General features: G+C 54.7%; 12 protein-coding genes. 6 read left to right on the top strand and 6 right to left on the bottom strand.

Going from position 1 to position 22,164, the window contains the following annotated elements:
• Positions 1 to 175 precede the first annotated feature (175 nt).
• A complete protein-coding gene (locus DUE52_RS22205) occupies positions 176 to 994 on the bottom strand; it encodes a glycoside hydrolase family 16 protein (protein WP_114408257.1) in 819 nt (272 codons plus the stop codon).
• A gap of 307 nt (positions 995 to 1,301) precedes the next feature.
• Between DUE52_RS22205 and DUE52_RS22200 the strand changes: the two genes are divergently transcribed.
• Genes DUE52_RS22200 through DUE52_RS22190 form a run of 3 tightly spaced genes read left to right on the top strand, consistent with a single transcriptional unit; the run spans position 1,302 to position 4,600 of the window.
• Positions 1,302 to 3,575 (top strand): ATP-binding protein, encoded by a 2,274-nt coding sequence (locus tag DUE52_RS22200; RefSeq protein WP_229312263.1) that lies wholly within the window; start codon positions 1,302 to 1,304, stop codon positions 3,573 to 3,575.
• Positions 3,576 to 3,587: 12 nt separating this feature from the next.
• Positions 3,588 to 4,016 carry a response regulator gene (locus DUE52_RS22195; protein ID WP_114408256.1) on the top strand — a complete coding sequence of 143 codons (429 nt, stop codon included), beginning with the start codon at positions 3,588 to 3,590 and terminating at the stop codon, positions 4,014 to 4,016.
• On the top strand, positions 4,013 to 4,600 hold the full coding sequence (locus DUE52_RS22190; RefSeq protein WP_114408255.1) for a biliverdin-producing heme oxygenase: 588 nt from the start codon (positions 4,013 to 4,015) through the stop codon (positions 4,598 to 4,600). The genes DUE52_RS22195 and DUE52_RS22190 overlap by 4 nt, the downstream gene beginning before the upstream one ends.
• Here DUE52_RS22190 and DUE52_RS22185 read toward each other — a convergent pair.
• Positions 4,597 to 5,736 (bottom strand): sensor histidine kinase, encoded by a 1,140-nt coding sequence (locus DUE52_RS22185; RefSeq protein WP_165840998.1) that lies wholly within the window; start codon positions 5,734 to 5,736, stop codon positions 4,597 to 4,599. The two genes, DUE52_RS22190 and DUE52_RS22185, sit on opposite strands and share 4 nt — an antisense overlap.
• A gap of 266 nt (positions 5,737 to 6,002) precedes the next feature.
• Between DUE52_RS22185 and DUE52_RS22180 the strand changes: the two genes are divergently transcribed.
• Complete coding sequence (locus DUE52_RS22180) at positions 6,003 to 6,335, top strand: cupin domain-containing protein (protein ID WP_114408253.1); 333 nt, start codon at positions 6,003 to 6,005, stop codon at positions 6,333 to 6,335.
• A gap of 70 nt (positions 6,336 to 6,405) precedes the next feature.
• Entirely contained in the window at positions 6,406 to 7,647 is a 1,242-nt protein-coding gene (locus tag DUE52_RS22175; RefSeq protein WP_114408349.1) for an MFS transporter, read from the top strand.
• A 133-nt stretch (positions 7,648 to 7,780) separates the two neighbouring features.
• Here DUE52_RS22175 and DUE52_RS22170 read toward each other — a convergent pair whose 3' ends face one another.
• The 4 genes from DUE52_RS22170 to DUE52_RS22155 all read right to left on the bottom strand — a co-directional run bounded on the left by DUE52_RS22170 (position 7,781) and on the right by DUE52_RS22155 (position 20,570).
• Positions 7,781 to 14,269 carry a choice-of-anchor Q domain-containing protein gene (locus DUE52_RS22170; protein WP_114408252.1) on the bottom strand — a complete coding sequence of 2,163 codons (6,489 nt, stop codon included), beginning with the start codon at positions 14,267 to 14,269 and terminating at the stop codon, positions 7,781 to 7,783.
• A gap of 80 nt (positions 14,270 to 14,349) precedes the next feature.
• The gene (locus DUE52_RS22165; protein WP_114408251.1) at positions 14,350 to 14,895 is read right to left on the bottom strand and encodes a cupin domain-containing protein; all 546 of its coding nucleotides are present in this window, start codon (positions 14,893 to 14,895) and stop codon (positions 14,350 to 14,352) included.
• 117 nt (positions 14,896 to 15,012) lie between these two features.
• Positions 15,013 to 19,104, bottom strand: a complete 4,092-nt coding sequence (locus DUE52_RS22160) for a hybrid sensor histidine kinase/response regulator transcription factor (RefSeq protein ID WP_114408348.1) — start codon at positions 19,102 to 19,104, stop codon at positions 15,013 to 15,015.
• Between the two features lie 329 nt (positions 19,105 to 19,433).
• Positions 19,434 to 20,570, bottom strand: a complete 1,137-nt coding sequence (locus DUE52_RS22155) for a redoxin family protein (RefSeq protein WP_114408250.1) — start codon at positions 20,568 to 20,570, stop codon at positions 19,434 to 19,436.
• 130 nt (positions 20,571 to 20,700) lie between these two features.
• Here DUE52_RS22155 and DUE52_RS22150 point away from each other — a divergent pair, with 130 nt between their 5' ends.
• The gene (locus tag DUE52_RS22150; protein ID WP_133299911.1) at positions 20,701 to 21,852 is read left to right on the top strand and encodes a sensor histidine kinase; all 1,152 of its coding nucleotides are present in this window, start codon (positions 20,701 to 20,703) and stop codon (positions 21,850 to 21,852) included.
• The last annotated feature ends 312 nt before the right edge of the window (positions 21,853 to 22,164 follow it).

Here is a 22,164-nt window from a genome sequence, read left to right as displayed (position 1 = left end):
AGCCGACAAAATTAATCAATTGAATGTATCCGGCGAACTGTTCGAACGAAAGGTAACGGTAAGGTAATGAGAGGTTGTGTCGCGGAGTTGAGCGGAGTAAAAGAGAGTTTAGCGGAGTTATTAATTTGCTCCGCTTACCTCCTTTTTACTCCGCTCAACTCCGCGACACAACCTCTCATTGTTGATAAACCCGCACGTAATCTACTTCAAACCGCGCCGGGAATTTCGTTGCCGAGGGGTCACCGCCGTTCTGACCGCCGATGGCAAGATTCAGGAGCAGATAGTGCGGCTGGTGAAACGGATTTTTGCCACTGCCGTCGCCGTTGATCGTGGCCGACAGTGCCACCGAGTTGAGCAACTGATCGTCGACGTACAGTTTGATAAAATCTTTATCCCAGTCCATGCGCCAGGTGTGGAATTTCTCCGACCACTTTGGATCGGTGAAGTTGGTGATGTTTTTTTTCGTCGTCCGCCATTCCGCTTTCCACTTTTCATTCGTTCCCCAGGCGACATTGGCGAGCAGCCTATTCCGGTAATATTCCATGATGTCGATTTCGCCGTTGGCCGGCCATTCGCCCGACACGCCCAGCGTCCAGAACGCGGGCCAGAGCCCCGGCCGGGTGTCGATCCGTCCCCGCATTTCAAACCGGCCGTATTGCCATTGGTGCAACCCTTTGGTCAGCAGGCTGGCGGCCGTGTAGCGGATGGAGTCGCGGCTGGTTTTCCAGTTGGTACTGCCGGGCTGATGGGTGGGATTAGGGCGGCTTTCCCGACGGCCTTCGATGATGAGCAAACCGTTTTCGCAGCGGGCATTGTCGGGCTGGTACCACTGGAGTTCGTTGTTGCGGACAAAACCGGTTTCGAACGCCCATTTCTTCGGATCGGGCGGGCCGGGTGTGTTGAATTCATCGGCCCAGACCAGCTTCCATTCGGCGGTTGGTGGAGCGGGTAGCCTGGCAAACAGCCAGAAGAGCAGGCAAAAAGTCGGGGTCATAAACAATCCGGGTTGGAATAGAATGGTAAAAGTAAAAGTTCGCGGCAGATTTGGGAAATACGGTTCAGAAATCATCGAAAAACCGGCAAAAAGGTCCGAATTCGGTACGGCTAATCCTCGAATGTGCTGGTGTTGACGCAGTTGCCATCAACGATTTTCCGTATTTTTAATCCGGTTTTTTAAACCCAAACTAAGTTTTTCGAGTTTTATTTGCTCGGATACTCCCTCCTTTTTTACCTTTTACGTTTGCTTACAAAACCTGAGCTAAGACAGAATAAGGACCACAAGGGTCTGTTAACCCCATAAAATGATTGTACCAACAGCCAACATAGCACCTTCAGAAATCAATTTGACCAACTGTGAAACAGAGCCTATTCACATTCCCGGTTATATCCAAAGCCACGGTTTTTTAGTGGCCATTTCGGCAAACGATTTTATCATTCGCTACTGTAGCGAGAATAGCAGCACGTTTGTAAACCGGTCGGCGACTGATTTGCTGGGAAAACCGCTCGACGCCCTGCTGACCGAAACCGACCTGCCGGTCGCCGAGCTGGTGTCGATTCTGAACGTTGGAAAACGGGAGAACGCCTGGTCGCGGATGAACCCGCACCGGTTTCGCATCAACGGGAAAGATTGGAACCTGATTGCCCACCAGCACGACACCCTGATCATCCTGGAGTGGGAATCGGCGGTGGCGGCCCATGCCAATTTTGAGCAACAATTGATTGCCGATGCGTTGACCGAAGTACAATCCAACCGGACGTTGATCGAACTGATCCAGAATACCGCCCGGCGGGTGAAGCAGATCATCGGCTACGACCGCGTGATGGTTTACCGGTTTGCTGCCGACTGGCACGGCGAGGTGATTGCCGAAGAGAAAGAATCGCACCTGGAGTCGTACCTGGGCCTGCATTATCCGGCTTCGGACATTCCGCGGCAGGCCCGTGAATTGTACAAAACCAATCTGGTGCGAATCATCGCCGATGTGAAAAGTGCGCCCTCGCCCATTTTTTCACTGAGCCAGGGCGAGCAGGAGGAAAGCCAGCCGCTGGATCTGACCCATTCGGTGCTGCGGGCGGTGTCGCCGATTCACATCGAGTATCTGAAAAATATGGATGTTCAGGCTTCCATGAGCATTTCGCTGCTGTATCGCGGTGAGCTTTGGGGGCTGATTTCCTGCCACCATTCAACGCCCCGGTTTGTCGATTTTCCGGCCCGGCAGGCGGCTAAATTTGTCAGCCAGTTGCTGTCGTCGGCCCTCGAATTCCGGAAGGATGAAGAGGATCAGTCGCTGCTGTTTCAGATTCAGCAGAACGGGCAAACGCTCAATAGCCAGATTCTGAAAGACTGGGATGTTGTGGCGGGTTTGACCCAACATCCGTTGACGGCTTTACACATCACCAGTGCTACGGGGGCGGTGCTGGCGTTCGACAATGCCTTTTATTGCATGGGCAAAACCCCTGGCGAATCGGCGGTGGCCGGGATCACAAACTGGTTAAAAACGCAGGAATTCGATACGGTTTTTGAAACCGACCGCTTGCCGGAGCTGTATTCATCGGCCGAAGCCTTTCGGGAAGTGGCTTCGGGGATGCTGGCCATCGCTTTGTCGAAAGAACTGGATGAATATTTGCTCTGGTTCAAACCGGAGCAGATTCGGCAGGTCACCTGGGCGGGCAATCCGGATAAACCCGTAACGGTTTCGGAAAACGGTCGGCAGCATTTGCATCCGCGCAAGAGCTTTGAAGCGTGGTCGCAAACCGTTCGCAACACGTCGGAGCCCTGGCGGGATGCCGAACGATCGGTCGCCATCAAACTGCGGGAAGACGTGTTGCAGGTGGTGGCCCGCAAAGCCAACGAAGTCCGGCAATTGAACGAACGGCTGCGGGTGGCCTACGAAGAACTGGATGCGTTCAGCTACACGGTTTCGCACGATTTGCGGACGCCCTTGTCGTCGATTCGTTGTTATTCCGAAATCATTCTGGAGGAGCAGGGTGCCACGATGGACGACGATACGCGGGTGATGTTCCAGAAAATTCTGGACTCGACGGAGCGGATGCGGTCCCTGATTCGGCATATTTTGTACTATTCCCGGATGGGGCGCACCGAGTTGAATTTTAAACAACTGGACATGCCAAAAATGCTGGACGTGATTCGGGACGAAATTCTGATCACCGAAAAGAATAAAAACCGGAACGTCCGAATCGAATTTGGTGCGATGCCGTCGATTTACGGTGATCCAACGATGGTGAATCAGGTGTTTACGAATCTGATCTCCAATGCGACCAAATACACCCAGCGAGTCCCGGAAGCGGTGGTTCGGGTGGAAGGCCGGGAAACCGGCGACGACGTAACGTATACCGTGAAAGACAATGGGATTGGATTCGATATGAAGCATGCCGCTAAAATGTTTGACCTTTTCAAGCGTTTGGAAAATGCGGCCAGCTTTGAAGGAACCGGGGTCGGACTGGCCATTGTCAAGCGGATCATCAACCGGCACCGGGGAAAAATCTGGTTTCACAGTGAACCAAATCGCGAAACCGTTTTTTCCGTATCTTTTCCAAAGGAGCAGCAGACTCCGTAAGCTTGTACGACGATGTTAGATTTATTGTATGTTGAAGATAATCCGGACGATGCCGACGTTTTTGGTCGGGTGATCCGGAAAATGGAGAAAACGATCTCCTACAAAGTGATCAATGTGGGCTCCGAAGCGCTTGATTACCTGAGTGCCGAAGGGAAATACGAAACCGAAACGGCTCCCTTACCCAAACTACTGCTGCTCGACCTGGATTTGTCGGAATACAGCGGTTTTGATATCATCGAAAGAGCGCGGTCGCTGTCTCGAACGCGGCTTTTGCCGATTGTGGTTTTCAGCACCTCCGACAATCCGCAGGACATCAGCCAGTCGTTTCAACTGGGCGCAAATGCCTACGTCGTCAAACCCGGCACCTACCAATCGATTGGGCAGTTGTTGCGTCGGCTGTGCGACTTCTGGTTGATCGATAACAATGTCGTAAACGGATGACGGTAGCGGAACGACTGCGACACGAAACCCGTGCCTTGCACGAGCAAACGGAAGCTTTGCTCTATGCCGAATCCTTGCGGTCCGGTGCGCTGAATCCGGAGCAGTACCGGCATTTGCTGCGGGCACATTGGACATTTCACCAGGCGCTGGAAACCGCCATCGATCAAAATCCCGCTTTTTTTCAGTCCTACGATCAGGACGACCGCCGGAAAACGCCCTGGCTGGAAGCAGATCTGGCCGAATTGAACGCTTCATTGCCAGACACCAGGCCGGATCTGTTTCGGCACTGGTCGCCCGTTGACTTGCTGGGGGCGGCTTATGTGGGCGAAGGCTCGATGCTGGGCGGGAAAGCGGTGATGCATTATTTACAGAAAAGCCCGGAATTGCAGCCCCTGCTCGCAAATGCCCGGTTTTACCGGGGCTACGGTGTTGAAGCTCTGAACAAATGGAAGGCGTTTGGGGCAATTCTGGCCGCTCAGAAGGAGGCAGACCACGATCGGATTATTGAAGCGGCTCAGCAGGCCTTCTTAGCATACCACGACATTTTCAGACATACGCAGCCGCAGCATCAGGCCGTAGCTTAACCATTTTTGCCATATACCGGCAGAAACACTTTAAAGGTAGCACCCTTGCCAACCTGGCTCGATACGTCGATGGCTCCGCCGTGAATTTCGGCTACCTTTTTACAGACTGCCAGCCCGATGCCCGTCCCGCTGTAGGCCGACCGACTTTCCAGACGCTGGAAGGGTTGAAAAATCCGCGACTTGTACTTTTCGTCAAAACCGATTCCATTATCTGCCACTTCGACCAGCAGAAAAAGCCGCTGGGCCTGGCTCCGAAGCTCTTCCGGCAACTCTTCAACTTCGGGATAGCGGGCATTGATCTGAATCTCCGGTTTCTGGTCGGCTTTCTGAAATTTGATGGCGTTGGCGACCAGATTCTGGAACAACTGCCGCAAGCGCAGCGGATTGCCCAGCAAATTAGGCAACGGAGATACCTTAACAATTGCTTTTTTCTCCGAAATCGACATTTCCAGATCCCCCAGCACTTCCTTGATCAGCCGCGCCAGCGAGATGTTTTCAAACGGTTCAGTCTGGGTCGACAGGCGCGAATACGTCAGCAGATCGCGCACCAGCACCTGCATCCGTTTGGCCGAATTCTGAATCCGGCGGACGAGGTCCACTTCGCCATCGGCCAGACTATCCGCAAACTGACTTTGCAGCACATCGCCAAAAGCCTGTAGTTTACGCAGCGGTTCCTGCAAATCGTGGGATGCGATGTAGGCAAACTGCTCCAGATTTTCGTTGGAATTCCGGATCTGGTGGATAGTGGCTTCCAGTTGATGCTGGATGCGTTTGTTTTCGGTGATATCCAGAAACGTAACCCGAAGGTCGTCGCCGAACCGGTTGGCCACCACCGTCAGCCAGCGGTCCATGCCGTCGCTGTTGTAGTGGTGTTCGAGTTTGAGGGGTTCGTTCTGGGTCATAGCCCGGCAATAATGGTCGAAAATGCCGTTGGTTTTGTAGGTTGGAAACCACCGGCTGTGGAGTTCGCCGAGGAGAGCGGAGGGCTCCTGATCGACGAAGGCTGCCAGTTTTTTATTGATAATGGTAAACCGGAAATCCGTTATTTCGCCCTGATCGTTTCGAACCGGTTGCAGCAGGAATAAAGCCGACTGGGCGCTGTCCATCAACGCGCGCAATCGGGAAATTTCGGTCACTAGTGGGTCTTGAGTTGAATCCTGGGGTGGTTTATCCATTTCAAATCAGCCCAATCAGGGGCTGGTATATCCGGTTTAATCAACTAAGATAAACGGTTAATTGTTGATTTTTTCGCCCGAAAAGCGAAAATCTATCGTCAGGGCCTTCCCGAAAACCGGCTCAGCCGGCCCCGTGTTTAGGGTATTCTTCCAATCAGGGCGGTTGGTATGGTGTATTCTGGTATTTTTGCCGGGAAATTCTCACGTAAAACCAGCCGCGGATGTCAATGCTCGATCCTCTTTTTATCAATGATGAAAATCTGCCCTGGGAAGCCGTCGGCCCCGGTGTCCGGCGCAAAATCATGGCGTATGATGCCAACCTGATGCTGGTGAAAGTGGCCTTTGACGCGGGCGGAGTTGGCGCCATTCACCACCATTACCACACCCAGATGAGTTACGTCGAAAGCGGGCGGTTTGCCATCACGATTGCCGGTGAAACCCGCGAACTGAAAGCCGGTGACGTCTATCACCTCCCACCGGATATTCCTCATGGTGCCGTAGCGCTGGAAGCTGGTGTACTGGTGGATGTGTTTACGCCGATGCGGGAAGATTTTGTGTAATCCACGAAATCACTAAAATCCTGTCTAGTAATTCACTATTTTGAGACCGGATTTCACCACGGCCCTTCCCATGAATTACCGCTCCCGGGTACTCTCGTTTTTATTCGCGCTTTCCACCATTACCTACATCGACCGAACCTGCATCTCGCTGGTGGCATCGGACATCAAGAGTGACTTAAAGATTGGGAACGATCAGTGGGGCTGGATTCTGAGTGCCTTTGCGCTTTCCTACGCGCTCTTTGAACTGCCAACGGGTGCTCTCGGCGACCGGCTGGGACCCCGGCGGGTACTCACGCGGGTAGTGGGCTGGTGGTCGGTTTTCACGGCACTCACTGGCACCGCCACAAGCTGGCTTTATCTTGTCATCGTGCGGTTTTTGTTTGGTGCGGGCGAAGCCGGGGCCTATCCCAATGCCTCCATCGTGGTTTCCCGCTGGTTTCCGCGGCAGGAAACCGGTCGGGCGCAGGCCTATATCTGGGCTGCTGGTCGCGTGGGCGGGATGCTGGCGCCCTGGATCGTGGTGCCGGTGGCCACACACTTCGGCTGGCGCGCTTCGTTCTACGCGATGGGCTTGCTGGGCGTGGTCTGGGCGGTTTGCTGGTATATCTGGTTTCGCGATTTTCCGAACGAAAAACAAAACATCACCGCCGAAGAACTCGCCCACATCGAAGAAAACCGCCGGTTCCGGGTTTCCAGTCACCACATTCCCTGGCGGGCGGTATTGCGGAGTCAGAACATGTGGGCCATCATGATGATGTTCCATTTTTACATGTACGGTGCGTATTTCTTCACGGGCTGGCTGCCTACCTACCTTAAAGAAGGGCGGCATTTCGATAAAGAGCACATGCAGCTTTTTTCCACGCTGCCGTTTTTTCTGGGTGCCATCGGCTGCTTCACGGGCGGTTATTTGAGCGACTGGCTCTCGAAACGCTATGGGTTAAAAGTCGGTCGGCGGGTAGTGGGCATCGTGGGGTTAGGACTTTCGGCGGTGATGATCTTGCTGTCGGCGCTGACGAAAGACAATCAAACGGCCGCGATTTTCCTGTCGATGGGTATGGGTTTTAAGGACTTGACGCTCCCGGTTTCGTTTGCGGTTTGCAACGATGTGGGCCGGAGTCAGTCGGGCATGGTGTCGGGTGCCATGAATACCGTCGGGCAGTTGGGGGCGGTTTTTCTGGGGGTGCTGTTCGGCTACATCGTCAACCTCACCGGCGATTTCAACCTGCCGTTATTCCTGATTGCGTTTCTGTTGTTGTGCAGTTGCCTGCTCTGGCTCCGCATCGATCCAACAGAGGAAGTGGTTTTAACGTAACCCTGACAGCGGTCGAAGACCCTGTCAGCGGTTGCGATCGGAGCGGTTTTAAAGATATACCCACAAACCGCCCCGATCAAAAACTCACCGCTGAAAATGATACAAAAAAGAGCTTATTGGCAGCTCCATTCTTTTACTTGCCCTTCAGAATCTTTACGATTTTCTGCTTAGTTGGCGTACTAATCTGCAACAACAGCATTCCCGGTGCCTGATGAAAAACCGGGAGCCGGAGATGGTCAACCACAGCCGCCTGCGGCACCCGCTGCTCACTGACCAGATGGCCATTGATGTCTGTCAATTGCACGTGCAGCGGTTTTCCTTCGGCCCCCCGGATTTCCACTTCAACCTGACTGGAAACCGGGTTGCCCAACACCGTTACCTGTAGGTCGGAAGTGGTTTCGGCCGACAACCGGGAACCGGGCGCACACTGGTATTCCTTCGGTGACCCTTTTAAGATAAACGTAGAACCCAGCACCCGTGCCAACACCTTGGTACCGTTGGCGACGCTGCCCGGTGGCGTGAAATTATACGCATGCGCGCCATTGCCTTTTCCGGCATCTTTCAGGTCGACCCGGTAAATATTGGCCAGTGTACTGCCCAAAGGTGTGATGGTTCCCGGACTGGGTTCGAGGTAAAATTCCACAGTCAACGGGGTATTGGGTTTGTTGCGATCCCAGACCCACCCGCGAATCCCTCCACAATCGAGTTTATCCAGATAGCCTTCGAAACTACCCGTAACGACGGTTTCAGCCGGATTGACTGTCAACTGGAAACTTACGCTGTTGCTGGCTCCCAGCGGGTCGGTCGCCTGATAGGTGACGAAAAATATACCCGACTCGGTTGGCGTACCTGTAATAATGCGGTTCGGCATTTGCAGGCTCAAGCCTGCTGGCAAGCCACTCAGTCCGTAACTTAAAGTCCCTCCTTCCGGATCGGTAAAAGCCACCAGGGGAGCCGAAAATGGGACTTCAACCTGAGCTACCAGCGGAACAATCGATACTGTAGGAGTCGGTGCTTTCGGGGGTTGGTTGCCTCCGGGGTTGGTATTGACCTGGCAAATGAGGGCTTTGGGTGAATCTTTCAGCACGAACGAATTGCCCGTCACCCGGGCCGAAAGGACGTGTGCCAACCCATCTTTGAGCGTTTCGGGAATCGACCAGAAAAAGGCGTGTTTTCCGTTGCCTTTCCCCGCATCGAGCAAATCCTGGCGGAACTGATCGGCGGGCAAGCTGGCGATGACGTTGGTTCCATCAAGGATATCGACCGAGACGGCGGTATTGGGTTTGTTGCGATCCCAGACCCAGCCCCGAAATGTCGAACAGTCGGCACCGTAAATGAACCCATCGAAGGAGCCGGTGACGGTCGGCGCGTTGACCACTACGGTAGCACTGGTGGGGTCACTGATACAACCGTTGACGGTACAGGTCGCCTGGTAGACGACCGTGCCGGGGTCCGTGGTCAGCACAGAAATAGTTCCGGTTCCCGACGAACCACCCGGGCCATTCCAGGTGAGGATTCCGGCACAATTGCTGGCGGTTAAGCTGACCGTTGGCGCTCCCTGCGTGACGGTCGTGCTGGTTAGATTGGGAGTAGAGACGGAAAGTACATTACTACTAACCGTCACGCTGGTAGAAGCCGAACAACCATTTCCCGACGTGACGGTGACCGAATAGGGTCCGGCGGCACTGACGGTTCGGATGGCGTTGGTGGAGTTATCGTCCCAACGGTACGAAGTTCCTCCGCTGGCGGTCAGGCTCACGGTCGGACTGGCACAGGTCAAGGTCGCACTTGATGGCGTAATGGTGGCCGTGGGCGCGGCTGAATTGCCCGAAACCGTCACGTTGGTGGAAGCTGAACATCCGTTACCTGCCGTGACGGTGACCGAATAGGGTCCGTCGGCACTGACGGTTCGGATGGCATTCGTAGAGTTGTCGTCCCAACGGTAGGAAACGCCCCCGCTGGCGGTCAGGCTGACGGTCGGACTGGCGCAGGTCAGCGTGGCACTTGAGGGTGTGATGGTGGCTGTGGGCGCGGCTGAATTGCCCGAAACCGTGACGTTGGTGGAAGCCGAACAACCATTCTCGGCCGTGACGGTGACCGAATACGGTCCGTCGGCACTGACGGTTCGGATGGCATTCGTAGAGTTGTCGTCCCAACGGTAGGAAACGCCCCCGGTGGCGGTCAAACTGACGGTCGGACTGGCGCAGGTCAGCGTGGCACTCGACGGCGTAATCGTTGCGGTGGGCGCGGCTGAATTGCCCGAAACCGTCACGTTGGTGGAAGCCGAACAACCATTCTCGGCCGTGACGGTGACCGAATACGGCCCGGCGGCATTGACACTGCGGATGGCATTCGTGGAGTTGTCGTCCCAACGGTAAGAGACGCCCCCGCTGGCGGTCAGGCTGACGGTCGGACTGGCACAGGTCAAGGTCGCGCTTGATGGTGTGATGGTGGCCGTGGGCGCGGCTGAATTGCCCGAAACCGTCACGCTGGTGGAAGCCGAACAACCATTTCCCGCCGTGACGGTGACCGAATAGGGTCCGGCGGCACCGACGGTTCGGATGGCATTGGTGGAGTTGTCGTCCCACCGGTAAGAACTTCCCCCGCTGGCGGTCAAACTGACGGTCGGACTGGCGCAGGTCAGCGTGGCACTCGACGGCGTAATCGTTGCGGTGGGCGCGGCTGAATTGCCCGAAACCGTCACGTTGGTGGAAGCTGAACATCCGTTACCTGCCGTGACGGTGACCGAATAGGGTCCGTCGGCACTGACGGTTCGGATGGCGTTGGTGGAGTTATCGTCCCAACGGTACGAAGTTCCTCCGCTGGCGGTCAGGCTCACGGTCGGACTGGCACAGGTCAAGGTCGCACTTGATGGCGTAATGGTGGCCGTGGGCGCGGCTGAATTGCCCGAAACCGTCACGTTGGTGGAAGCTGAACATCCGTTACCTGCCGTGACGGTGACCGAATAGGGTCCGGCGGCACTGACGGTTCGGATGGCATTCGTAGAGTTATCGTCCCAACGGTAGGAAACGCCCCCGGTGGCGGTCAGACTGACGGTCGGACTGGCGCAGGTCAGCGTGGCACTCGATGGTGTGATGGTGGCCGTGGGCGCGGCTGAATTGCCCGAAACCGTCACGCTGGTGGAAGCCGAACAACCATTCTCGGCCGTGACGGTGACCGAATACGGTCCGTCGGCACTGACGGTTCGGATGGCATTCGTGGAGTTATCGTCCCAACGGTAGGAAGCGCCCCCGGTGGCGGTCAGACTGACGGTCGGACTGGCGCAGGTCAGCGTGGCACTCGATGGTGTGATGGTGGCCGTGGGCGCGGCTGAATTGCCCGAAACCGTCACGCTGGTGGAAGCCGAACAACCATTTCCCGCCGTGACGGTGACCGAATACGGCCCGGCGGCATTGACACTGCGGATGGCATTCGTGGAGTTGTCGTCCCAACGGTAAGAGACGCCCCCGCTGGCGGTCAGGCTGACGGTCGGACTGGCACAGGTCAAGGTCGCACTCGATGGTGTGATGGTGGCCGTGGGCGCGGCTGAATTGCCCGAAACCGTCACGCTGGTGGAAGCCGAACAACCATTTCCCGCCGTGACGGTGACCGAATAGGGTCCGGCGGCACCGACGGTTCGGATGGCATTGGTGGAGTTATCGTCCCAACGGTACGAAGTTCCTCCGCTGGCGGTCAAACTGACGGTCGGACTGGCGCAGGTCAGCGTGGCACTCGACGGCGTAATCGTTGCGGTGGGCGCGGCTGAATTGCCCGAAACCGTCACGTTGGTGGAAGCTGAACATCCGTTACCTGCCGTGACGGTGACCGAATAGGGTCCGTCGGCACTGACGGTTCGGATGGCGTTGGTGGAGTTATCGTCCCAACGGTACGAAGTTCCTCCGCTGGCGGTCAGGCTCACGGTCGGACTGGCACAGGTCAAGGTCGCACTTGATGGTGTGATGGTGGCCGTGGGCGCGGCTGAATTGCCCGAAACCGTCACGCTGGTGGAAGCCGAACAGCCATTGCCCGCCGTGACGGTGACCGAATAGGGTCCGGCGGCACTGACGGTTCGGATGGCATTCGTAGAGTTATCGTCCCAACGGTACGAAGTTCCTCCGCTGGCGGTCAGACTGACGGTCGGACTGGCACAGGTCAAGGTCGCACTTGATGGCGTAATGGTGGCCGTGGGAGCCGAGGCATTCTCCGAAACCGTTATACTGGTGGACGCCGAACAGCCATTCTCGGCCGTGACGGTGACCGAATAGGGTCCGGCGGCACTGACGGTTCGGATGGCGTTGGTGGAGTTATCGTCCCAACGGTACGAAGTTCCTCCGCTGGCGGTCAGACTGACGGTCGGACTGGCACAGGTCAAGGTCGCACTTGATGGCGTAATGGTGGGCGTGGGCGCCGAGGCATTCTCCGAAACCGTAATGCTGGTGGAAGCCGAACAACCCCCGCCCGATGTGACGGTGACCGAATAGGGTCCTGCGGCACTGACGGTTCGGATGGCGTTGGTGGAGTTATCGTCCCAACGGTACGAAGTTCCTCCGCTGGCGGTCAAACTGACGGTGGGACTGGCACAGGTCAAGGTCGCGCTTGATGGTGTGATGGTGGCCATGGGCGCGGCTGAATTGCCCGAAACCGTTATACTGGTGGACGCCGAACAACCATTCTCGGCCGTGACGGTGACCGAATAGGGGCCGGCGGCACTGACGGTTCGGATGGCGTTGGTGGAGTTGTCGTCCCACCGGTAAGAGACTCCCCCGGTGGCGGTCAGACTGACGGTCGGACTGGCGCAGGTCAAGGTCGCACTTGAGGGCGTGATGGTGGCCGTGGGCGCCGAGGCATTCTCCGAAACCGTAATGCTGGTGGAAGCCGAACAACCCCCGCCCGATGTGACGGTGACCGAATAGGGTCCGGCGGCATCGACACTGCGGATGGCGTTGGTGGAGTTATCGTCCCAGCGATACGAACTTCCTCCGCTGGCGGTCAGGCTCACGGTCGGACTGGCACAGGTCAGCGTCGCGCTTGATGGCGTAATGGTGGCCGTGGGATCCGCATTGCCGGTTACAGTGACATTGCTGGTGGCGGTGCAGCCCGAGGTAAGATTGGTGACCGTCACCGTAAATGCCTTGGGGCCGCTGGTGAGCAGGGTAGCGCTCACGGGGTTGGTCGTGGTACTGCTCAGGGTGGCTCCGGCCGGGGCGGCCCAGCTATAACTCAGGTTACTGCCGCCCGTTACCGTTGCTGACAGACTAACCGATTGCCCGATGCAGACCCTGGCGGTAGAAGCCCGGGTTGATACGCTGACCCCCTCCCATTCTCCCTGCAACTCGTAGGCTCCCATATCGACCCGGTTTCCGTAGATGCGGTCATTGCCGGCCAGATCCGTCTGGGGCAGGGCCGTAACACTGTAGGGCCCGGCGACCGCCGTGGCGCTGGTGGGATCACCGGCATTGATGGCCACGGAACAGTTGTTAAGTTGGAGGTTATCCGAACTGACAAAGGGCGAGGTGGTGGTGGTGAGGTTGTTGGAGCTGGTATAGCCCGTTACCTCCGGTTCGAATAGACAATAGCTGGCCGTTATTGTCCCACCATCACTTTTGGATAGCGTATTATTTCCGTCATTGTCCCAGAAAATGCAATTGATGAGACTGGAACTGCCCCCCCTAATGGAAATAGCCCCTCCAGTAGCTGATGTATTTGAAGCAAAGCTACAGTTGGTGAAGAAGTGGGCCTCATTTTCATTATACACCCCTCCCCCGCCCAAAAGATAGCTGGCAGAGTTGGAGATAAAACGACAATTGGTCAGATATACGTTCTCACCACGGCACATTCCTCCCCCGAATTGCCTAGCGGTATTTGATACAAAGCTACAATTGGTAAAGCTGGGGCTGGCACCTTCGCCGGAATTACAGACCCCACCACCAGAAATAGCAATATTTGATGTGATACTACAGTTGGTCAGGCTGGGACTGGAACGAGAATTATACATCCCCCCGCCACTAACAGAGGCTGAATTCGCTATAAAGATACAGTTGTTCAGGCTGGGACTGGAAAAAGAATTATACATTCCACCCCCCCTCGAATCGTTTGTTTCATCACTGTCAGCATACCCACCCGTAATGACAAACCCGTCCAGAATGGCCGTACTGTTGATGTTTGAGTTGTATATGACATGGTAACTGTTGTCCCTCGGGTCGCGCGCGGCCCCAATGTCACCACTCAAGGTAGTGCTGGAAGGGGTGGTCAGGTCGATGGCGGGCCGCTCGCTACGATTGGCTTCGGTTCCCACAAAACCGCCGTAAATGGCCACGTTGTTCCTCATTCTGAAGTAAATTTCGCGGTCGGTTCCGGTGGTGGGTTTGTAGGTTCCCCCGGCTACCCAGACCTCACCGCCCGCGCTGAGCGAGTTAATGGCACCCTGTAAATTGGAGGTGGCCGTGGCCCAACTGGTGGCCGTCGCCGGATTGGAGTTGGTACCGGTTGTCGACACAAACCGGGTGGTCGTCTGGGCGGAGGTTACCAGGGATAAACCGAGTAGGCATCCCAGCAGAAAAAACCGGGTACGCAATGTCCCGACCGGATCGGTCGGGAATAGGGAGGTAAAACGTTTCTTCATTTTACATGGATCGATTAAGGACGAAAAATGGATACTGTCAGAACATTGGTTCGATGACAGGTGGCCGGTTTTTCCGGGGGTTAGTCCGGTAGCTTGTAGCCGAGCGTACTGCCCACGAACGCCAGAAACCGCATGAGTCCGTGGGGCGGGTTGGTCGACTTGATTTCTTTTTCATGCTCTACGAAAAGCATCGAAATCCGGATCAGGGAGCCAAAATTCTTGGGGGGTAGGGTCAATTTGCCCGAAGCAATCAGGGTGTGCATCCGCCGGAAAAACCGCTCGAAACCGAGGGCGGGTTTGTGGATATTGATGAGTCGAACCTCCTGGGCGTGTGAATTTTTGAGCGTGTGCGGAACACCCGCCGGAACGGTTGCGGTTTCGCCCGGTTTGACCATCCGCCATTGTCCGTCGATCCACACATCCAGCGTGCCTTCCAGCACCTGGTAGCTTTCCTCGGCCTGGGGGTGAATGTGCTGCGGAGGTCCCTCGAAACCGGGCACCAGCACATTGATGGCTTCAAAAAAAGCACCGTTGGTCTCTTTCGTATCTTTGGTAATCTGCCACCACATGCCGGCGGCTGCAAAGTCCAGAATTCGATCCGAAGCGGTCTTGTCTAACTCTTTCATGGTCACGATATTTTAGTTGTAAAGGGCGTCAGGGGTAGGGTCCCGGGCAGCGATACAAGAATACGTGAGCCGTCGTAAAACGAAGGTGGACTATTGTCTGAAAAGGTGGACTATTGTTTAATGGTGGGCCGAAAGGCGAAAGTTAGCGGGCGAAATGCCGAATTCGTCGGAAAATACCCGGCTGAAATACTTGGGGTCTTCAAAACCGACGGCGTAGGCCACTTCCGAAATATTCAAGTCCGAAGCAACCAGCAGTTCTTTGGCTTTGCCAAGCCGAAGCGCCCGAATATACCGGGTCGTGGACATACCGGTGAGGGCAACCAGCTTGAGGTGAAGCGTGGAGCGACTCATCCGCATCTGCTGGCAAATGGCCTCAATCGAAAAATCGGGATTGTCTAGCTGTTCTTCCAGCGCCGACCGTAGCTTCAGTAAAAAAAGGCTTTCCAGTGAGTCGGTTTCTTCGGTAACCGCCGGATCGTCTGGGGCGGTTTTTAGCGCCAGTTGGCTGTAATAAGCCTGCATGACGCGCCGGGATTGCAGCCGGTTTTCCAACACCACCAGCAATTCTTCCCGCTGAAAGGGTTTGGTCAGGTAGGCATCCGCACCCCGCCGGAGTCCGCTGATGCGGTCGCTGGCTGCGGCTTTGGCGGTCAGCAACACAATGGGAATGTGACTGGTGCGCGGATCGTTCTTCAATTCATCACACAATTGAAAACCGTCTTTCTGCGGCATCATAACGTCACTCAAAATCAGGTCCGGAATAGTTGAAAATGCCAGATCGATACCCATCTGGCCATTCTCACCCCGGATAATCCGGTACTCGTTCCGGAGGCAGGAGATGATGTAGGTGGCGACATCTTTGTTATCCTCCACCAGCAGCAGCACCGGTTTGTCACCGGCTAACGAAATCACCGGTTCGGTTTCGGCCCGGTTTTCCGGGCTGATAAGAACAAAGTCGGTTGTCGCAACGTCGGTTGGCGGAGCCTTTTGGGTGCGGGGGAAACTGACCACAAACTCGGCACCCGCGCCGGGCAAACTCCACACCGCCAGTCCGCCGTTCATCAGCAACACCAGTTCGCGCACCAGCGACAGCCCGATGCCGGTTCCGCCGGTTTCGGAATCCGGACGGGTGGTGCCCTGAAAAAACCGGTCGAAAATGTGGCGTAAACTCTCGGGTTCGATGCCCGGCCCGGTGTCGCGTACCCGGATCGAAAACCAGGGTTCACCCAGGTGTTTGGTGGGGGAAATGTCCTTGTAAAACCCCTCGCCCGGCGGATTCCAGGTGGCGTGGGTGGCCAGATGGAAATACACATCGCCCCCCGCGGGGGTAAATTTTAGCGCGTTCGTTAACAGATTGGAAAGGATGTCCTGCAGTTTATCCCGATCGAAATCCGTTTCGCAGGTTTCTACATCGGTCCGGAAATGGAGTTGAATGCCCTTTAAGGTCGCCATCGAATGAAAGGATTCGGCGAGGTAGCGGGCGAAGTTCACCAGATCGGCCCGGATGGGTTGAAGCTGCATTTCGCCGGCTTCGAGTTTGGACAAATCCAGAATCTGATTGATGAGCCGCAGCAGATTGCCCCCGTTGCGTTCGATCAGATCGGATGCCCGCCGAATCCGATTCGAGGGGTCATACCGTTTCATTTCCGACGACATGCCCAGAATAACCGTCAGCGGGGTGCGGAATTCGTGCGAAATATTGGCAAAAAACCGGGATTTGGTTTCGTTGAGCCGTTGCAACACCTGGGCCTGCCGGGCAATGATTTCCTTGTCGTCCTGAATTTGGGCAGTGGCCTGTCGGATTTCGGTTTGCAGTCGTTTCTGTTCCTGCTGGTGGTTCCAGATGCGCCACCGCAGCCACCCCCAGATCCCGGCAATCAGCAGCAAAACCGTCAGGATGATAAACCAGATCTGCAGGTAAAAAGGCCGTCGAACCTCAACCTGAATCGTCAGCGTATTGGCCGACCACTGCCCGTTGGCGGCTTGTCCTTTGATCAGCAACTGATACGTGCCGTAGGCCAAATTGCCCAGCCGCAGCGACGACTCGGTTTGAACCGTCCAGTCCTGATCCAGGCCCTTAAACTGATAGGCATAGACGTTTTTTTCGGCGTCGGTATAATTCAGCAGTGCGAAGTCCAGCACACTCGTTCGATCGCCCGGTTCCAAAACGATTTCGTTGGTTTTCAATAATTCCCCGGTTTTGTCGATCAGTTTATCGAGCGAAGGATCAAACTGACGAAACGAAATAATCCGCATTGGTGGCGGAATGGGCGGTTTTTCGGCTTCAAAATCCCTTGGATCAAAAGCGGTAATACCGTTGAGGCCCCCGAAATAAATCCGTCCGGTTTTATCCTGAAAATGCGAAATCCGGTTGAATTCGTTGTGCGTAATGCCGTCCTGCACAAAATACGTCCGGGTGGTCAGCCGAGCCGGATCGAACCGCATCACCCCGTAGTCGCTGCTCATCCACAGATTGCCCCGCCGGTCCGGGTAAACCGCATAAATATTATCGTTCGATAAGCCTTCCGAACGTCGGAACTGACGAAAGCGGTTTTTTGGGCGATCCCAGCGGATGAGGCCGGAATTGGCCGTCGCGAGCCAGTAAATGCCTTTCGCATCCTGGTAGAAATGCTGAAAATTGTCGGCGGGCAGGTAAAAACCGCCTTTGCCGCCACTCCAGTAGCGGGCGGTGATGCCTTTGGCTGGGTCAACGACATACAAACCCGCGTTGGAACAAATCCAGATGGTGCCCTGCCGGTCGGGAGCAATGTGGAGCACATGAGCCTGAGCGAGTTCCGGAAATTGATGATAGGCCGTAAATGGTTTTGACAGACCGTTTTTGGTATCCACCCACTGCAACCCGTTTGGAGTGCCAACCAACCAGTGTTCCGGGGAAAGGGGATGAAGAGCCCAGACCACGAACGACTTGGGCAACTGCAGGGTGGTGTATCTGTCTGACGGGGGGATGTACTGAACCAGTTGATTGCCGTTTCCGGCATAGATTTTTCCCTGTTCATTGGAGGTTAAACCGTACGCGAAAACCGTATTCCCGTACAGTTTTTTGGGTAAGCCACCCTGTCTCGGAATCGCGAAGAGGCCAAGTTTTTCCAGATTAGCGAAAACCTGATCGCCCACTACGGTAATGCCCCGCGTCGCCACCTGTTTTGCCTTGTTATTTTCCTGATAAAAGAAGCGATGAAAGGGGTTTTTAGTCAGCTTGACCTGATAAACGCCAAAGCTGGTTCCTAACCAGAATTGACCATTCTGATCACGATAAAAATCCCGGTTTTCAATGATTTCGCCGGATGTTTGTCCGGCAATGGTGAGTAAAGTATGGTTGGTTGAGTCCCGCAAACTGATGCCATCCCAGACCAAACCAGTTCGGTCGAAGGGATAGCAAACTGGCCCCATATACCGTTTCATCGATTCGAGCAGGGCCGGTGACCACTCCCGCCGATGCCCCGATTCGTCGACACTATAAAACCGGTGATTCTGTTTTTGGGCCGGATTATAAACCGTGTAGAAGAATTCAATCCCGGCATTTTGCTTCCCAAAACACCAACTGACGACGTCTTTTCCGTGCGAAAACTGATGTAAAATACGGCCATCGGCGGTGAGTTCAACGACGCGGTTTTCGTCCGCAATGGCCCAGACGGTATGATGGGCGGTTGCCCGGAAGGTGCCCAGCGTCTTAAATTGCGGGAGCGAAACTACACGCAGGCCCGACGTTGGATGATAGGAGAGGAGCGCAGCGGGCTGGTAGTTCGTTAAGTAGATGGTACCGTTATCACTACTTGACAGGCCCTGAAGATCCGTAAAAGAAGTAGAGAATTGTTGCTTTTCAAACTTTTTCTGAAAAGAGGTTGCCTGGTTTGTCAGCGGATTAAATACCGTAACATTGGTTTGGCTTTTAGCCCCCATCAGCCACAAATTCCCTTCCGCATCCTGAGCAATGGACTGGATATTATCAAAATCAAGGCCGTTCCGGTCTTTGGTAAACGTCGTAAAGGTTTTGCCATCGAAGCGATTGAGTCCGAACTTGGTTCCGAACCACATCATCCCCTGCCGATCCTGAAAAATGGCATTCACCTCGCGGTGCGACAGGCCATTTTCCGGCCCGTAGTGTTTCACCGAGGCTGCAAATTGCTGGGCATTTGCCAGTAGGCAGCAACAGAAAAACAGGCCCGTTACAAGGCTTACGGTTTTCACGGTGGGTGCAGTCAAAGACGGAGAAAAAGAAGCCGATTTCCGAATTAGCAATCGATCGGGACTCTGCTGAGATCGCCAAATATACTTTTTAATTGAATGAAGAACGTTTTGGAGGAATAATAAATGTTAAATGATGAATGTAACAGAGTTTCCTAATCCCGCACTTTTACCTTTAGCGTCCATCATTTAAAACGCCCCTAAATCCCCTAAAGGTGACTTTGTGATCCGGATTTGACAGTGCCCTTTAGGGGATTTAGGGGCGTTTTAAATGCAAACAAATTTTCAGACATAAGTCCTATATTTTACATTTGTTATTAAAAAACCGCTTCTCAATAATACCGCCCGATCAGCCGGTTTTCCACAATTTTCCGTTTCATTTCCAGCGGATCAATCGGCCCCTGTTTGCTGTAGACGATTTTGCCGCCCGGCTCCACCAGAATCGTGTAGGGCAAGGCACCCTGCCAATTGGGATCGATGGCTTCGATCAGCGCGTATTTGTCGTCCGAACTGAAGAGGTAATTTTGGTTGGAGGCTTCCTTCTTCTTCAGAAATTCGAGGGCTTTGGCTTTTTTGTCGGGCTTGTCGGCCGAAACTGTCACGAACTCGAAATCCCGCTCGCGGTACATCCGGTCAATGGTGATGAACTCTGGAAATTCCTGCACACACGGCCCGCACCAGGTCGCCCAGACATTGATCAGCCGCAGTTTGTCGGAATCGTTCTTGATCAGTTTTTTCAGCCCGGCCACGTCCACATCGGCCAGAGAAACCGGTCGTTTTGCCCATTCTGCCTGCTGTTTCTGGATATAATCGCTCTTTTCGATCCATTTGACCGAACAACCGAAGGTTTTGGTGGTGGCCATCGGCACCTTTTGCCCGGCCAATACCGCATCCAGAGCGGCCCGGGCGTCTTCGGCATTGGCCGAGCCCGGTCTTTCCTTCGCATCGAACCGCCCGGCATATTGCAGCTTGCGGTCTTGGTCGAAAATGAAAACGTGGGGTGTTGCCACCGGGCCGTATTTCTCCGACGTGGTTTGCGTATCACCGTCGTAGAGATACGGAAAATTATAGCCTTTTTCCTTGGCCCGGATTTTCATCTCGGCAAAACTGTCGCTCAGATCGGTGTATCCCAGTTCGGCCAGACTCACGGTGACCGGGCTGTTGGGCGAAATCACGACGAAGCTTACCTTCTTCGGTTTGTAGTCTTTTACCAATTGGATCAGCCGGTCTTCGTAGGCCTGCGCGGTGGGGCAGTGGTTGCAACTGAACACGATGACGAGCGCGGGAGAGCCCGCAAAGCTTTTCAGGCTATACTGTTTTCCGTCGACGCCGGGCAGCGAGAAATCCGGGGCCGAAGCACCGATTTCCAGGGTTTTATGATCCGCTTTTGGCATAAAAGCCAGCGCGCCGATCAGTACGATCAGTCCGGTTAGTCGGTACAGCCTTTTGATTAAGGGGTTGGTAATCATAGGAATAGTTCATGTTGTGTAGGAATACTATACTTTAACCTGAAAATAATGAAATAAAACCGTACGGAAAAAATCCATACCGAAATCTGACGGTTTGGGGGCTAAAAATGCGGATTCAACCGACTATCTTTTGAAACAGACTGCCGGTAAACTACTTTTAGCGAACGGTTTAACGCCTTCGCATCCGGCCCATACGAAACGAGAACCACCCGATTCCGTGAACAAAGTGACCATGACCCAACCCATCAACCGGGTAGAGCCCATCAACGACAAATGGCTGCAAATCATCGGCACACCGGTGGCGGTTTTGCCGTTCGTGTTCTTTTACATGAATGAATACGGCTACGATTGGCGTCTGTTTGCCCAGGCTTTTCTCTGGGGACTGGTTTCAACCGCCTGTGCCTGGCAATTGTTGCGGTGGTGGGTGATGAAGGTGCGGGTGCGCTATGCCGACCGGACGCAGTTTCGGCAGCGCATCCTGACGACGTTTCTGGGGTATTCGCTGCTGATCATTCCTGTGCAACCCATCGAGACCTGGGTGGTGAGCCACCTGGATTTGACGGGGATGGTTACACCGGCCGAATTTCCGCGTGTTTACCTCATTCACATCGGCATGGCACTTCTGTTTGCCCTGCTGGTGGGGGCGATTTACGAAAGTATGTACTACCTCCAGAAAAACCGGGAAGCCATCACGGAAGCCGAGGCACTCAAAAAAGCGACCTTGCAGAGCCAGTACGACACGCTGAAAAACCAGGTCAACCCGCATTTTCTGTTCAATTCGCTCAATTCCTTATCGTCGCTCATTACCGAAGACAAAAAACAGGCCGGGGCGTTTCTGGACGAACTGGCGAGCGTCTACCGGTATTTGTTGCAGGAAGGCGAGCGGGAATTGACCTCGCTCCGCAGCGAGGTGGAGTTTATCCGGTCGTATCTGTTTCTGATAGAGACGCGGTTTGGCCCGGCCATTTCGTACGACATTCGGGTGGAAGACCGGTTTCTGGACGATATGCTGCCTCCGCTGACGCTCCAGACGCTGGTCGAAAACGCCATTCGGTACAACGTCATTTTGCCCGAAAAACCGTTGCGGCTGACGATTGAGACCCTGGAAGACGGTCAGTTGCTGGTCTCCAATCCGATTCAGCGCAAACCGCTTCGTGTAACGGCCATTCCCATCGGACTGGGGACGCTCACCGACCGCTTCCGCCGGCTGGGCCTGCCCGCACTGGAAATCAAAGACGACGGCGAGGAGTTCCGGGTGAGGGTTCCGCTGTTGCGGAGGTAAGAGTTTTAATGAATTTAAAATGCAAAATGAGCAATGCAAAATGTAAAAGTTGCCCGCGTGGGTCCATAATTTTTACATTTAGTATTTATCATTTTAACGCGAACTATGGGATTATTGGCCGCGTAGCGGACTGATGTTTGTAGCAAATCGCAGGAACCGGGTGATCCGATTTGCTACAAACATGCCGTGCCTATGAACTGTCAAATTTTACAAGTTTGAAACCAAATTTTCTTCGGTTGGCAGGTTTAGTCGAGAATCAAACGGCTTCCCCGATTGTAAGACGGCTAAGGCCACCCGGATCCATTTATGCAT

It is taken from the genome of Larkinella punicea (assembly GCF_003334855.1).
In the GTDB taxonomy this organism is placed as follows: Bacteria; Bacteroidota; Bacteroidia; order Cytophagales; family Spirosomataceae; genus Larkinella; species Larkinella punicea.
This window is presented reverse-complemented; position numbering and strand designations above follow the sequence as displayed.